This is a genomic window from Acidobacteriota bacterium (assembly GCA_038040445.1).
Taxonomy (GTDB): domain Bacteria; phylum Acidobacteriota; class Blastocatellia; order UBA7656; family UBA7656; genus Onstottus_A; species Onstottus_A frigus.
The window spans coordinates 90,650-105,122 of the sequence record JBBPIG010000001.1; the positions used below are offsets into that span (position 1 = coordinate 90,650).

12 protein-coding genes are annotated in these 14,473 nt (G+C 57.9%); 6 read left to right on the forward strand and 6 right to left on the reverse strand.

Translation table 11 applies throughout. The annotated features are described in order from the left end of the window. Nucleotides 1-99: 99 nt before the first annotated feature. The gene (locus AABO57_00375) at nt 100-3,408 is read right to left on the reverse strand and encodes an amidohydrolase family protein (GenBank protein ID MEK6284175.1); all 3,309 of its coding nucleotides are present in this window, start codon (nt 3,406-3,408) and stop codon (nt 100-102) included. 140 nt (nt 3,409-3,548) lie between these two features. Here AABO57_00375 and AABO57_00380 point away from each other — a divergent pair, with 140 nt between their 5' ends. Then, on the forward strand, nt 3,549-3,926 hold the full coding sequence (locus AABO57_00380) for a hypothetical protein (GenBank protein MEK6284176.1): 378 nt from the start codon (nt 3,549-3,551) through the stop codon (nt 3,924-3,926). 86 nt (nt 3,927-4,012) lie between these two features. Here AABO57_00380 and AABO57_00385 read toward each other — a convergent pair whose 3' ends face one another. From AABO57_00385 to AABO57_00405, 5 genes are all read right to left on the reverse strand, one after another. Continuing rightward, on the reverse strand, nt 4,013-5,032 hold the full coding sequence (locus AABO57_00385; protein MEK6284177.1) for an SPFH domain-containing protein: 1,020 nt from the start codon (nt 5,030-5,032) through the stop codon (nt 4,013-4,015). Nucleotides 5,033-5,107: 75 nt separating this feature from the next. After that, nucleotides 5,108-5,599: an NfeD family protein gene (locus AABO57_00390; GenBank protein ID MEK6284178.1), complete on the reverse strand. Its 492-nt coding sequence runs from the start codon at nt 5,597-5,599 to the stop codon at nt 5,108-5,110. A gap of 336 nt (nt 5,600-5,935) precedes the next feature. Then, on the reverse strand, nt 5,936-6,133 hold the full coding sequence (locus AABO57_00395; GenBank protein ID MEK6284179.1) for a hypothetical protein: 198 nt from the start codon (nt 6,131-6,133) through the stop codon (nt 5,936-5,938). A gap of 6 nt (nt 6,134-6,139) precedes the next feature. Beyond that, nucleotides 6,140-7,771, reverse strand: coding sequence for a D-alanyl-D-alanine carboxypeptidase (locus AABO57_00400; GenBank protein MEK6284180.1), 1,632 nt, complete (start codon nt 7,769-7,771; stop codon nt 6,140-6,142). A gap of 515 nt (nt 7,772-8,286) precedes the next feature. Then, nucleotides 8,287-9,501 (reverse strand): geranylgeranyl reductase family protein, encoded by a 1,215-nt coding sequence (locus tag AABO57_00405; protein MEK6284181.1) that lies wholly within the window; start codon nt 9,499-9,501, stop codon nt 8,287-8,289. A 338-nt stretch (nt 9,502-9,839) separates the two neighbouring features. Between AABO57_00405 and AABO57_00410 the strand changes: the two genes are divergently transcribed. From AABO57_00410 to AABO57_00430, 5 genes are all read left to right on the forward strand, one after another. Further along, the gene (locus tag AABO57_00410; GenBank protein MEK6284182.1) at nt 9,840-10,325 is read left to right on the forward strand and encodes a hypothetical protein; all 486 of its coding nucleotides are present in this window, start codon (nt 9,840-9,842) and stop codon (nt 10,323-10,325) included. A 102-nt stretch (nt 10,326-10,427) separates the two neighbouring features. Beyond that, complete coding sequence (locus AABO57_00415; protein ID MEK6284183.1) at nt 10,428-11,075, forward strand: (2Fe-2S)-binding protein; 648 nt, start codon at nt 10,428-10,430, stop codon at nt 11,073-11,075. Further along, on the forward strand, nt 11,068-13,215 hold the full coding sequence (locus AABO57_00420; GenBank protein MEK6284184.1) for a xanthine dehydrogenase family protein molybdopterin-binding subunit: 2,148 nt from the start codon (nt 11,068-11,070) through the stop codon (nt 13,213-13,215). The genes AABO57_00415 and AABO57_00420 overlap by 8 nt, the downstream gene beginning before the upstream one ends. Beyond that, nucleotides 13,202-14,194, forward strand: coding sequence for a xanthine dehydrogenase family protein subunit M (locus AABO57_00425; GenBank protein ID MEK6284185.1), 993 nt, complete (start codon nt 13,202-13,204; stop codon nt 14,192-14,194). Before AABO57_00420 ends, AABO57_00425 begins: the two co-directional genes overlap by 14 nt. Beyond that, nucleotides 14,191-14,424 carry a hypothetical protein gene (locus AABO57_00430; GenBank protein ID MEK6284186.1) on the forward strand — a complete coding sequence of 78 codons (234 nt, stop codon included), beginning with the start codon at nt 14,191-14,193 and terminating at the stop codon, nt 14,422-14,424. The genes AABO57_00425 and AABO57_00430 overlap by 4 nt, the downstream gene beginning before the upstream one ends. The last annotated feature ends 49 nt before the right edge of the window (nt 14,425-14,473 follow it).

Consider the following 14,473-nt stretch of genomic DNA (forward strand, 5'->3'; position numbering starts at 1 on the left):
TTGGAAAGCGCAAGAAATTGAAAATTGCAAATTAGAAATTGCAAATTGAGGGACGGGCCGCCGCCTTAGTCTTCAATTTTCAATTTTCAATCCCCCCCGTCAGCGAGGGTCCCGGTCCCACCAGTACTGCTTCTCGAGCTTCTTCCGGGCGGGCCAGACCTCGTCGAGCGTGTCGCCTTCGAACATCTGTCCGTTCTTCATCACGAAGCGAATCGAGTTCGTATTGTGAATATCAAGGAGCGGATTCTTATCGAGCACGATGAGATCAGCCAGCTTGCCGGCTTCAATTGAGCCGATATCTTGCTGTAGACCGATCGCCTCGGCTCCAAACAACGTCGCCACCCTCAAAGCTTCGAGCGTAGTCATACCGCCCGACTGCAGGTTCCAGATTTCCCAGTGACAGCCCAGCCCTTGAAACTGACCGTGACCGCCTAAACATACTCGGCCTCCCGCGTGAACGATGTCGGCGCAAGCCTTGGCGAGTCCGACGTGGCCATATTCGGAAGGCAAGAACCATTGGCCGCGGCGCTTGACCATCGTGTCAATCAATTCGTGCGGAATGAAACGGCGAACCTTCGCGTTGCCGTGAATGTCCGTGCTTTCGAAGTAGTAGTTCTCGGACCACGGCGCGCCGTACGCGACGAGCGTCGTCGGCGTGTAGAACGTGCCGGTCTTGGCGACAAACTGGACAACGTCTTTGTAGAGCGGTTGTATCGGCAGCGAGTGCTCGTGACCAGAGAAGCCGTCCGCCATCTGAGTCAGATCGAGCTTCATATCGAGCGCGCCTTCGGTTGTCGAAGTGATGCCGAATTCCTTGCAAGCCATCGCCACCCACTGGCGCACGATGCGATCGCCGACAACGTACTGCTTGAGCGTCGTCGTGTGATAAGCCTCCTTGTACCGCTTGATGAAATTGCGGGCCGCTTCTTTATCCTCGATTCCTGACTGAGCAAACACCCCCGGCCCCGTGGAGTAGACTCGCGGTCCAAGAATGTCGCCGGTCTCGACAAGGTCGGTATAGGCGAACACATCGGTCGTCGAGCTCTGTGGGTCACGAGTGGTGGTCACACCGTAAGCAAGGTTCGCCAGGTACTGCCACACCTGCGTTTGATGCACCCCGCGCGGCGGCCACATGTGCGCGTGAACATCTACGAATCCCGGAATGATAGTCTTGCCGGTCACATCGATGATTTTTGCGCCGGCAGGTATTTGCGCTTTGCCTTTCGCTGCCACTGCCGCTATTCGATTGTCGGTGATCACGATGTCGCCGCGCTCGATCACCTCATCGCCTTTCATCGTGACGATGCGGGCGCCGCTTAAAACAACGGTGCCCTTAGGTCGAGCGCGAGGAGCTTCGACGACGACATCGGTTACATCGGGTTTGTCGGCGCTCACGTCCTGGCGATAGAACTTCGCGCCCCAGGCCCAGGTCACCGATTTGCCATCGTTTGACCACGTGAGATAGTCGCCTCCTTCAAGCGACATTTTCTTGACTGGAACCGATGAGGGCCCGCTGGTGATGCTGATGGCCACCGTCTCCTTGCCGGCTTTTGGAACGTTCACCATGTAGTGCTTGCCCTGGAGGCTCACGAATGCACGCTGGCCGTCGGGCGAGATCTTGATATCGTCGGCACTCGGTGGGTTCGGGCCGGTACCGGTGCCGGTGACTTTGAAGTGCGTCCTTCGATCGAGGCCGTCAAGCCTTACCGAGGTGAGTCCGGCCTGGGTTGTGAGATAGACGCGGTTCGGATCGTTGGTAAAATGCGGCGAGCGTCCACCTTGAGCGGGGCCGATCAACGTCGAATCACCTCCCGTAGCGGGAATCCATCTGAGGTCCACACCGGTGCCCTGACCGATGCCGGTGATCTCGCTCGGATCCATCGTTGCGTCCGGCAGAACGTCCGGATCGTGTATCGTAAGATCCGCGAAGAGCTGGTCGGTGGTCGCACCCGATCCGAAAACGATCTTCGACGAGTCGGGGGAGTAAACGGGGTTTGAATAGTGCGCGGCCCGCCGAGTGAGCTGTTCAGGCCTCGAGCTGCCGCCGGCCGCGGCTCGATAGATGTGCCCGCCTTCGCGCGACCAGGTCACATAAGCTACGTAGCGTCCGTCAGGAGACCACGACGGCATAAACTCGCCAAGCGGCGAATCGGTCAAGCGGCGCGGCGTGCCCGCCGGCAGGTCCATAACGCAAAGCTTGTTCAGTGAGCTAAAGGCAATACGCTTGCCGTCCGGCGAGAGCGCAGGCCAGCGAATCAGCCGAGCGCGCACGGTCGAGCTGTCATCGACGCGATTTTGAAAATAGACTCGCGGCGCCAGTTCAGCTTCGACCTTGGCGGTGAACGGAATGACCGTGGCTTTGCAGGACTCGATATCGACGCGCTGAATTTTCCCGTTGATTGGAACGATGAGGGATTTACCGTCGGGCATGAAAGCGTAGCCGGGCATCGTGTCTCGAGTCCCACGCGATTCCTGATCATCGCGCGTGACCGGATTGATCAGCCAGTGCTCTTCGCTGGTTTCGAGATCGCGCACGCGCAACGCCGTGCCCGACTCATAGCGGGTGGCGTAGACGAGCTTCTTGCCGTCGGGTGACAACACCGGTCTCATCGCGCTGCCTTGCGCGTTGGTTATCGTCGAAGTCTCGCTGCTCTCGCGATCGAAGCGTATGATTTGCCAGAGCGGAAACTGAGCGTTATAGGTGAATGCTCCGTTACGCTGAGCATAGTAGACGAATCGCCCGTCGGCAGAGGCTACCGCGCCGTACTTGTTTTGCCGGGGCGGCTGGGGTTGACCCGAGCCAAAAGGTTGAAGCGGCGGTGGCGGCGGCCCCAGGCTTACTCCCGAGCCGCCGTCCTTGTGATACATCCACAGCGAGAAGGTGCCGAGCCCTTCGGTTGATTTCGACGCGATGACGTAATCACCGTCCGCGGTCCACGACGGAGACAGAAACGATGTGTTGCGTCCCTTGGTCAGCGGCTTGGGGTTCGAGCCGTCCGCGTCGGCGATCCACAAATTCTCGGCTCCGCTGCGATCGCTTATGAACACGATCTTCTTGCCGTCGGGCGAGAACCTGGGCTGACTCTCGAAAGACAGACCGCCCATTACGCGCCGGGCTTCGCCGCCGGTTGACGGCAGCGTGTAGACGTCACCGAGCAGATCAAAGATGATCGTCTTGCCGTCGGGCGAAACATCGAGAGACATCCACGTTCCTTCATCTGTGGTGAACTCGATCTTCTTGTCCGTCTTTAGCGGCAGCTCTTCGTCTTTCTTTTCCTTCTTGTCTTCTTTCGTTTCGTCGTCTTTCTTCGGGTCCTGCGCGAATGTCCCGAGGGGCAGGGACACGAAAAGAATAGTGAACAAAGACACGGCCACACGGAAGCGCTTAAAGGCGGACATGAGAGTCATGGGAATCCTCCGAGAATCAAACGTCAGCTTTCCACTGGGAGTAAAACGAGAGTGAGAATATAAAACAAAATCGACCGCAATACTACGTGAAATCCCGCAATGTTCTAACGAGGTTGTGCTAGGATTCAGCGGCGATGTTGATGCTTTGTCCTATCTGCGCCGAAGAGTTTGAAACCAACGCAGGCAGGTGCCTGAGTTGCGGATGTGAACTGGTCGCGAGCACGCTGAACGACGAGGCGGGAAGTGTGGTTGGAACCAGCGAAGAAAGGGACGTTGAATTTGTCGAGTTATGCCGCCCGCAATCACACCCGGAGGCGATGTTCATCAAGCAAACGCTTGAACAGAACCACGTCGCTGTCCTGATCCAGGGGATGCACTCGCTGTCGGTCATGCCGTACCTGGCATTCGGAGGGCAGTTGCGCTTGATGGTAGGGCGCAATCAGCTTGCATACGCCCAGGCTTTGTACAAAGCCTATTTTGAGAGCGACGAGGGAACCGTGTACGCCGAGGAAGAGTGAATGTTCAGAGTTCAACCTTCAGGTTGCTTTCTATCGTACTGCGGCAAGCTGAAGTTTGAACTCAGAACGGCCTAAAACTCCAAACGTTATCGCTGCGTGCGCCCCGCCGGCAGCATGTGCTCTCCTCGGTAGTCGACGGACTCTTTCTGTCCGCCAATCTCGCCGAAGACCTCTTTCAACGCGCCCACCGACGAAAGCACCGAACTCGTCTCGACCGGCATGAAGACCACCTTCGCATTGGTGCTCGTAGCCATGTTGGTCAGCGATTCGATGTAGCGCTGCATCAGTAGGTACTGCGCCGGGTTTCCCTGACCAGCGGTGATCGCGCCGGAGATCAGTTTGATCGCTTGAGCCTCCGCTTCGGCGTTGCGCAATCGCGCCGTAGCCTGACCATCGGCGCGAAGCACGGCGGCTTCCTTCTCGCCCTCAGCGCGCGCGATCGCCGCTTGCTTTTCACCTTCGGCGCGCGCGATTGCTGCCTGCTTCTCACCATCTGCCTGAAGTATCAGCGCCCGGCGAGTGCGCTCGGCGGTCATTTGCTTTTCCATCGTCACCCGAACGTCCTCGGGAGGATGGATGTTTCGCACTTCAACGCGTGTCACCTTCACGCCCCATCGCTCGGTCGCTTCGTCCAGCACGATTCGCAGCTTGCTATTGATCAAATCTCGCGAAGAGAAGGTGTGGTCGAGATCGAGATCGCCGATGATCGAACGCATCGACGTGATCGTAAGCTGCATAATCGAGCCCGTCAAATCGGCGACCTCGTACATGGATTTGATGGGATCGGTGATTTGATAGTAGAGCACCGAGTCGACATTCACTGTAACGTTATCGCGAGTGATAACCGGCTGCGGCGGAAACTCGAGAAGCTGTTCGCGGAGGTCGAGCGTCGAGAGGCCCGGTCTTATGCCGCTCCAGTAAGCCGATCGCGGTTTATCGATAAACGGCAGAATGAGGTTCAGCCCGCTACCCGCCATCTTGTGAAACTTGCCGAGCCTTTCGATGATCATCACCGAAGCCTGGCCTACAACTCGAAAAGACTTGAGAGCGGTGATGAGCACGGCTAGCGCCATGAAGGCGAAAACCAGAAGTACAATTGCTTCCATGTTTAGTCGCTCCTTTTCTTATGAGGCCAGCCCGCGCAACTCGGCGGATGAAGAAGACGCTACCGCTGCTTCGCGCTACTGACTCAGTCGTTGTTGCGGACGCCATGACGGCTCGCCTTCAACTCGCCTGACGTAGACTGACGCTCCTTCGACGCGTTCGATCTGAACTTGCTCGCCCTCGCGCAACGGTTCCTCGCCTTCTGCAGGGAACGCGCGCCACGTCGAGGCAAATACGCGAACGGCTCCTTCTTGCATTGCGCCTTTAGAGGGCTCGACCACTACGCCGATCCGGCCGGGCAATGTATCCATCCCCATTTTCAACTCGCCTCCGGGCGAACCGCGCATAAGGAAGCGCTCGAAGATCGTACGCGATGCGATGGTCAGCGCAATTGAGACGACCAGGAATGCTAAGATCTGAAGCGGCAGTCCGACCAGGCCAGTCAATGCAAGCAGTGCGGCAACGAGCGCGCCTATGCCAAACCACAGAAGCACAAACCCGCTGGTGAAAATCTCGGCGACGATAAACAACGCGCCGAGTATTAGCCAGATGTACCAGATGTCCAACATATCGTTGATTGTTCGGTCGGCTCAGGCTGAGAACTTCAAATCGCTAAACACTTGTTCTTGATTTGCTTTTCGATTTCGCTGTTTGAACCTCGGCTCGGATTATGTTTTGACGAATGGCAAAAAGCAAGCTTGGGCAGCTCGATGAAAGACGCTGGATGATCCAGGCAAGCCGGATTTCAGATCTCAAATCTGAGACACGAACTTGATCGGATCTGAACTTGAGGTTTCGACGATTCGCAATGAGGGCAACTGATCGCTATCGATCAATTCATAGGTTGAAAGAGAGGAACGCCCCAGTGGCGCGCGAGACGGGCGTCAAGGGGGTGGCTGTTCTCGTTACTCGTTGTTCGCCGTCGTGGCCCATCCAAAGGCGACTCCGGTCGCGATCGCGAGAAGCAGCTCAATCAGCCCAACAATAGTAGCGGCCCTGCCTTCGATGCGCATTCGCTTTACGCCTTCCGCCAGAAGCAGGAAGCCAGCGCTCCAGGCCAACAGGGCCTTCTGTGCCTTCGACAAATCCATGCCAGACATCATCGCTGTTCACCTCGGATTGGAGGAGCCGCGCGGCCCGGTGCTTTGTTCGGGAACCCGCTCGGAGATCTGGGGCCGACTTGCTGTCGCGTACCGAACGGGAGCCGGTCCGCCGTAGAGCGTGATGAGCTTCTTTACTGTCTCGTCCTGCGCTGCGCGGAAGCGGTGAGTCGAACCCCCTTGATTGTAGATTACGAATAGCAGCGGGCCTCGATTGCGGGTGTAGGCAACGCCTGCCAGTGCGCTCACACTGCTCAACGTTCCGGTCTTGCCGACGACCGACCCGCGGAAAGCGTCGTTAAATCGCCTCTCGAGCGTCCCCGCATCAACGCCCGCTATTGGCAGAACGTCCTCAACGCCGAGATTCTTGCTTTCAAGATAAGCGATCAGCTTGCGCAACATCGTAATCGTGCCGCGCGGAGAGATGGCGTTGGCGCCTAATCCCGACGAAGTCGCGAACCGAACCTCGTCCTCCTTGAATCCGACTTCGGTCTGCAGGAATCGCACTACCGCGTCAGGTCCGCCAACCAGGTTTCCGATAATCGTCGCCATCCAGTTGTTTGAAAAATCGTTCAGCCCCTTAAGCACTCGCAACAACGGAAGCGAGGTGTGCACCGCGAGCGGCGTCAGCTTAGTTGTGCTTACGTTCGGATCGGTGATCGTTTGCCCGGTGATCTTGAGCGACGGAGGACCTAAGAGCGGCGGAGCGAGCGAGGCTTGCGGCTCGCCTTGTAAGCGGCCGACGTCGCTCACTCGATCTTCCGCTGCGCGGATGGCGAGGAATCGCAAGTAAGAGGTCTTTGCCTGGGCGTTCCAGGTTTCAGGCGTAAGCGTCGCGCGAAAGGCTTTCGCCGAGGCCTCGCGGGACGCGGAGAAGTTGAAAAAAAACTGGCCCAGCACTACCAGGTTCCCGTCAACTTCGCGAATGCCGCTGCGATTCATTTTGTCCGCGATCATCATCGCGTTCTCTGAGAAGAAAGCGGGGTCGCCGCTCCCTATCACGTACAGCGAACCGTGCAGCACTCCAGTGGACGGATCGAGGGTGCCATCCGTGTACATCGTAGTGCGAAACTTGAAGTCAGGACCGAGCCGCGATATCGCAGTCAGTGACGTGGCGATTTTAGTGACCGACGCCGGATTGTAGAGCCGGTCGGCATTGTGTTCCGCCAGCACTTCGCCCTTCAAGGTAGTTACTATGAATCCCTGGTTCTCGGCGCTAAAACCAAAAGCCGCAAGACTGTCAGCGTAGGCGGCTACCAGCGGATTTATCGGCGCCGGCTCTGGCGTCGCGGCATTGGCAAGCCTCGGTCGCGTTGCTTCTTCGGCTGCGTGCGGAATGCCTTCAACCGGAGGCCTGGCATCGGCGCCGGCAGTTGAAGTACCCGGCGCTGGATTGCCAGATACCGCGTCGTTGGCGGTCTTCTCGGCAGGGCCCAGCGGCTCAGTCCAAGATTGGCTTAGAAACTTGTGTACCCCGGCGCTGTGCGAGCTGGTGGCTACTTGACTGCGCCATCGCGATCGTCCTCGACGGCCGCGACCCCGAGAGTATAAGCGGCCACCCCGTCTGGATGAGCGCGCGCTCAACCGTGACGACCGCGATCCGCCCCGGCGCGCGGTTTTTCGGGCTGATCGCGATTGCACTTTGCTCCTGGCGCCTCGCTTCACAGACTTGGCTGACCTCTTCGATTTAGGGCTCCCGCTAATGGGCTCCACTGAGAAGAGGGAGAAAATGAAGATCACCGCGACCAATGCTGAAAGGATTTTGAGCCTGGGAAGGGATACGGGCATCATTGATTGAACTACCATCCTGGATTGAACTACCATCCTGGCGCGATCTGTGCGTTCCGATGCGCGTCCTGTTCTCAACGTTGCAGCGCCCACGGGTTCAGCGGATTCGTCGTCTTGAATTGCGATAGGTCTGATGACGAAACCCGCCAGAGTGACTCACTAACGTTCATAGACTTTGTTGAACGGGGGGCTGCGACCTTCACGCATCTCGCATCGCCCTAACAATAGCACAGGTCTTAGAGCAGGTCTACGACGTTAACAAATATACAACACTTTTCGCGGAGGAACTGAGTTCAGCTACGCGCCGCCAGCTCCCGGAAGGTCGACGCGGGAGGCCTGCGTTCTCTGCCTGAGCCTGTTGGCAGTCTTCACCGTACAAAGGAGCGGAGGATGCCGCGCAGCGAGAAGACCTCCCGCGGGTCGACCGTCTCGTTCACGATTCCCGCAACCAGTTCCTGCAAGAACCGGCTGCTGCGAATGCGACGCGCGACGAAATCGTTCAGCCATGGTCGGGAGAACCAATTCTCCGCGATTCTATACCCAAGGAATTTCGGCTTCAACTCGCGCTCGATTCGGAGCGGGAAATCGCTCAGGCGGCGCATGTCATCAGATGCCAGAGCCTCGTGCACAACATCGGCTGCCAGTTCGCCCGTCTCCATCGCCTTTCCGATTCCTTCACCCGTAAGTGGGAAAGTTGCTCCAATGCTCTCCCCCAACACAAGGACATTCCCCGGGCCCTGCGCGCGCGTACCAGTGAGTCCGCAACGAAGCATGGCGCCCCGGAGCGGCGACACGGCTTCAGCGCAACGCATTATTTCGACAGCTAGCGGAAAGCTGGTGGTGAAGGATCTGAACGTCTCTCGCAGGTTAATAGGCGAGCTCGATTGCTTTCCGTACGTGATGCCGCACCCGATGTTGAACTCACCATTGGCGAGAGGGAATATCCAAGCGTAACCGGGGGTTATCGAACGGTCATACGAGATGACGAGCCGATCGAGGTCAACAGACGAGCGAACATAACAGCGAAGTGCAACCGCGCTTGGGCCGTGCTGAGTCACTAAGCCAAGCCTCGATGGCATCTCGACATTGGCTCCTGTTGCAATAAGTGCTACGCGCGCCGCCAATCGCGTCTCAGTAGATTCGGTGGCGAGTCGGAGAGTCCCGTCGGGTTGAACCGAGAGGTTTGTCACCTTCGCTCGGGAGAACGTCGCGCCCGCTGCAACTGCTCCTCGAACCATCAGTGCATCCAGTTCAATTCGCTTCAGAGTGAGAAACTCGCCTCGTACGTCATACTCTATTCTCGATGGACTGTAGAAGGTGCTAGTACTTGCTTGAAGGGCTCGGCCACAGACTTCCGCGTGCAGACCGCTGCGTTTTAATGAGCGGATTGTATCTGGGATAAGCGCGTCACCGCAGACTTTGTCCCGCGGGAAAGTGTCTTTGTCGAGCAGCAGGGTTCGGTGCCCGCGCCTCGCGAGGTTAAGCGCGGCCATCGAGCCGGCTGGCCCTGCCCCGACCACGACCACATCCCACTCGAGTTCCGCCGCCGCCGCGACGTCCAGATGTTTCACTTCTTCACTCACGTCCCAGTTCTTCCTGTGCCCGTCATCAATTAGATTTGCGGAGTGGTCGCCCCCCCACATTGAAACGCAATCAACAAACAACACATTACGTGCTGAGGTTCTCAGCCGTTACGTCTTCCTTGAATCGTCCACGCAATTGCTCAAACATGACTTCTGCCCGAGCCCTCGCTTCATTGCTCGACTAACCGTGACTATGGTAAGGTAGCGGCCGAAACAAGTCGAGGCGGAAGAGAAGCAAAGTATTTCAGTCGGTGGATCGGCTCCCAGTGGACATTCCTGTTCTCTTCATGATTTTCAGACCACAGGATCGCGAGCTGATCGTTTCAAGGATTGCATAGATGAGTCGGTTTCTGGGTCCGCTCCTGGTAACGGTTCTGCTTTCGGCGACGCTCTCGGCGACGCTATCCTCGGCGGCCGCCGCGAACCCAATCAGTCTCCAAGCCGAAGGTTATACACTGACCGTGATTCGAGGGCGGGCATTGTGTCTGGATGCCGCCGGCCGTGAGGTTGAGACGCTCTTTGGTTGCAGCGAAGCGAGTCAGCGTTTTGGATTTGCGAGTAAGGACGGGAGGCTGTACAAGTTCTTGCCGGCCGATCCAATGACACCGGTTTTCACCGACGTAAGGGTCCGCCAGCGCGAGCTTCAACTCACCGCGCGGCTGCACACCGGCGGCCAACTCGAGGTAATCAAGGTGCAATCGGTCAAAGAAGGGAAGCTCTACGACATCTTTTACTTCTGCGAAGTCTGCACCATCACGGCTTATACGCCGGGTCTGTGCCCGTGCTGCCGCAACGAACTGGAGTTCAGGGAAACACCGCCATAGATTGCCGATTTTAGATTGCCGATTGCCGAATATGAAACGCTTTCATTTCCGCCAATCCGCAATCGCAAGTCGGCAATCGGCAACTCCAGAAGGAGGCGAGGGATGCAAGATCAAGATGATGATGGCAAATTGAACGAGAAAGGCTCGGAGCTATCGCGACGTAATTTTCTTAAGGTGTCCGGCATCTCGCTGTCGGTCCCGCTCGTGATGGGCTATCGAGTGATCAAAGTGTCCGGCGCCGAAGTCAAACTCTACGGCCCGGGCAAAGTTCCGCTCCAATTCAAAATCAACGGGAAGAGCTACAACGCCCAGGTCGAGCCGCGTGTGACGCTGCTCGAGGCTCTGCGCAATGAGCTGGATATAACCGGAGCCAAGCGCGTCTGCGACCGCGGGACCTGTGGAGCTTGCACGATGATCGTCGATGGCAAGGCTATTTACTCTTGCTCGACGCTCGCAATTGAAGCTCAAGGTAAATCAATTACGACCGTCGAAGGCTTGATGCAAGGCGACAATCTGCATCCGGTTCAGCAAGCCTTCATCGACAACGACGCTCAGCAATGCGGCTTCTGCACCCCGGGCTTCGTGGTTGCCTGCAAGGCGTTCTTGGACAAGAATCCGAACCCAACCGCCGAACAGATTCAGAAGGGGCTCGGCGGCAATCTCTGCCGCTGCGGTACGTATGTGGGCGTCCGAGCAGCGGTCGCGCAGGCGGCGCAGAATGGGCAAAAAGGAGGGAAGCGCAATGGCTGAATATAAGTGGCCCGACGCCGACAAGCGGACCTTCATCGGCAAACGCATTTCCAGAATAGACGGGGCGCAGAAGGTATCAGGGCGCGCGAAGTACTCGATGGACATTAATCGGCCGGGGATGCTATTTGGCAAGATCGTCCGTTCCCCGCACGCTCACGCAAAGGTCAAGAGCATCGACACCAGCGCAGCGGAGCGAATGCCCGGAGTGAAGGCCATCCACGTCGTCTCGGACGTCGGCACTGAGCTTTATTGGGCTGGGGCTTCAGTGGTCGCGCTGGCGGCGGTCGATGAGCCTACCGCCGAAGACGCAATGCGCGCGGTCAAGATTGAATACGACGTGCTTCCTCACCTGGTGATCGACACTGATGTGAAGAATGCCGGCGAGTATGCGAAACCGGCCAACGAGAACAAAGTTGGCGACCCCGACAAAGGTTTCAGCGAGGCCGAAGTCACCGTCGAGGGCAACTACGGCCTGGCGGTTATCACGCACTGCTGCCTCGAGCCGCACGGCTCTGTAATGGAGTGGGAAGACGACAAGAACGTTCTTGCGCATCTTTCAACTCAGGCAGTCACCGGTTCGGTCGCTCAGATTGCGCGACCGCTCGAGATTCCGGCAACCAACGTTCGAGTTAAGCAAGATCACATCGGTGGCGGATTCGGCAGCAAGTTCGGACCGGACGAATGGGATATCACTGCTGCCAGACTGTCGAAGAAGGCTGGCGGAAAAGCGGTCAAGATGTTCAACGAGCGAGACGCCGAGTTGATGGTCGCCGGCGCCAGGCCTTCGGCTTATGCGAAGGTGAAGATCGGTCTTAAGAAGGACGGCACGATTACAGCGTGGGAGTCTCAATCCTGGGCGAGCGGCGGGCAAGGCAGCGGAGGCTCGCCGCCTTTGCCTTATGTCTTCAACATCCCGAACCAGCGGAAGCAGCACACAGCCCTGGTCAACCACATCGGAAGCGCTCGCGCCTGGCGCGCTCCAGCCCATCCGCAGGGTTGTTCGATCACAATGGCAGCGCTCGAAGACGCCGCCGCTGCTATCGGAATGGACCCATACGATTTCTTCATCAAGAACATCGCCTTGACCGGCCAGCGCGCGCCAATCTACACCGACGAGCTGAAGATCGCGGCTGAGCTCATCGGATGGAAGAAGAACTGGCATCCACGCGGCGATAAGACCGCCGGCCCCATCAAGAGAGGCCTTGGTCTATCTATTCATACGTGGGGCGGGGGGGGGCATCCGAGCGATTGCGACCTCACGATTCAGCCTGATGGCTCGATTGAACTGAAAATGGGTACGCAGGATCTCGGTACGGGAACACGCACGGCGTTGAACATCATCGTTGCCGACACGCTCGGTTTGCCGATGAACGCTATCAAGATAAGCATCGGCGATAGCCGATATCCCGCGTCGGGAGGTTCGGGAGGCAGCACGACAATCGGAGGCATCAGCTCCTCGAGTCGCCGCGCCTCACTCGATGCGCTCGACCAGGTCTTCGCAAAGGCTGCTCCCGCTCTGGGCGCGACCCCCGAAGATCTCGAGGCAGTCGGCGGGACTATTCGAGTCAAGAGCAATCCAAGCAAGTCGCTCACGTGGGCGCAGGCTTGTTCGAAGCTCGGTGCGACACCACTCACTGTTCGTGGCAAGAATCCCGGACCCGGCAAATTGATGGATCAGGGAGTGGGCGGAGCCCAGATGGCTGATGTCTCCGTCGACATCGAGACGGGCATCGTGCGCATCAACAAGATCGTGGCCGTGCAGGACTGTGGCTTGATCATCGATCTCAAGACCGCGGAGAGTCAGGTCTACGGCGCTATGATAATGGGCGTTTGCTGGGCGCTCTACGAAGAGAAGATCATGGATGCCAGGACCGGCCGGATGCTCAATCCGAACATGGAGTTCTACAGGCTGGCGGGCATCGCCGACATCGGCGAGCTGGTTGTTCACATGATGACGGGCAAGGGCTACGACGAGCGCGGCGTAATCGGACTTGGCGAGCCTCCAGCCGTTTCTCCGGGGGCGGTGATCTCGAACGCCGTCGCCAACGCAATCGGGGTGCGGGTGCCGCATCTGCCGCTGACGCCGGATCGAGTTCTGGCAGCGCTTGAAAAGAAGGGAGGCAACAATGCGAGGATTTGAATACGCCAGCCCTACAACCAAAGAGCAAGCCGTCAGCCTGCTGGGCAACAACTGGGCTGATGCTGACATACTTGCTGGAGGAACCGACCTGCTCGCTCTGATGAAGGATGATGTTGTCGCGCCCAAACGGTTAGTAAACATAAAGGACATTCAAGAGCTGCGCGGCATTACTGTGGGCAAGGACAAAAGCTTACGGATCGGAGCGCTCGTCACGATTCAGGAGTTGGTTGACAATCCCCATGTGCGCCAAGCGTTTCCGGTGATTGGACAAACTGCGATCGAAATAGCGGGTCCTCAGATCAGAAACATGGGAACGGTTGGTGGGAATCTTTGCCAGCGTCCACGATGTTGGTACTACCGAGCCGGTTACGGTCTGCTGGCAAAGGATAAGAGCGGTGAGGCGCTCGTGCCATCAGGTGACAATCGCTATCACGCAATCCTCGGCAACTCCGGGCCCGCTTATTTCGTCAGCCCCTCAACGCTGGGCACGCTGTTCAGCGCGCTGGGAGGCACGGTGCGTCTATTCGGGCCCAAAGGAAAGCGGGAGATTCCTGTGGAGAAGTTTTTCGTTATTCCACAAAGCGAGAACCAGCGCGAGCACGATCTGGGGCCTAACGAGATCGTCACGGAGATCGTGCTGCCGCCTCTGGCCGGGGCCAAAGCTGCCACCTATGAGGTACGGCAGAAAGATGCAATGGATTGGCCGCTTGCGCTCGCGTCGGTCGCGCTAACCCTCAACGGCAATAAAGTGCGCTCGGCAAGGGTTGTGTTGGGCTACGTAGCTCCAGTGCCTTGGCGATCAAAGGAAGCCGAAGACGCGCTTGTTGGCAAAGCTATCACCGAAGAGACTGCAAAGGTCGCCGGTGACGCCGCGGTAGCCGGCGCAAAGAGTCTGGGCCGCAACGCCTACAAGATTCAACTCGCGCGCGTTGCCGTGAAGCGTGCCGTGCTCGCGGCCGCCGGAGGAGGTGCAAAATGATGATCAACGAAGCAGATCGCTTCAACATCAACCATCCTGGCCTCTGCGAGTGCCTGCGATGGAAGGGACTGTTCATTGGCGTCGCGCACGACCCGTCAGTGCCACCTTCTAACTCAGGACACTTCTGGTGCGTGTACACGCAGACGTGCATCGGACCTGATGGTCAGCTCGCCGAACCGGGCGATTGTTCGTCGGAGAGTCGAGCCTGTTACGGAACAGGCCGCGTATGATAAGATCGATTCAAAGTTCTTAGCGCTCTTTGCGAGTCTTGGCGGTCTT

Excerpts from the sequence above, each read along its gene's own strand:
- AABO57_00375 (MEK6284175.1), bottom strand. The coding sequence starts at position 3,408 with ATGACTCTCATGTCCGCCTTTAAGCGCTTCCGTGTGGCCGTGTCTTTG.
- AABO57_00380 (MEK6284176.1), top strand. The coding sequence starts at position 3,549 with ATGCTTTGTCCTATCTGCGCCGAAGAGTTTGAAACCAACGCAGGCAGG.
- AABO57_00385 (MEK6284177.1), bottom strand. The coding sequence starts at position 5,032 with ATGGAAGCAATTGTACTTCTGGTTTTCGCCTTCATGGCGCTAGCCGTG.
- AABO57_00390 (MEK6284178.1), bottom strand. The coding sequence starts at position 5,599 with ATGTTGGACATCTGGTACATCTGGCTAATACTCGGCGCGTTGTTTATC.
- AABO57_00395 (MEK6284179.1), bottom strand. The coding sequence starts at position 6,133 with ATGATGTCTGGCATGGATTTGTCGAAGGCACAGAAGGCCCTGTTGGCC.
- AABO57_00410 (MEK6284182.1), top strand. The coding sequence starts at position 9,840 with ATGAGTCGGTTTCTGGGTCCGCTCCTGGTAACGGTTCTGCTTTCGGCG.
- AABO57_00415 (MEK6284183.1), top strand. The coding sequence starts at position 10,428 with ATGCAAGATCAAGATGATGATGGCAAATTGAACGAGAAAGGCTCGGAG.
- AABO57_00420 (MEK6284184.1), top strand. The coding sequence starts at position 11,068 with ATGGCTGAATATAAGTGGCCCGACGCCGACAAGCGGACCTTCATCGGC.
- AABO57_00425 (MEK6284185.1), top strand. The coding sequence starts at position 13,202 with ATGCGAGGATTTGAATACGCCAGCCCTACAACCAAAGAGCAAGCCGTC.
- AABO57_00430 (MEK6284186.1), top strand. The coding sequence starts at position 14,191 with ATGATGATCAACGAAGCAGATCGCTTCAACATCAACCATCCTGGCCTC.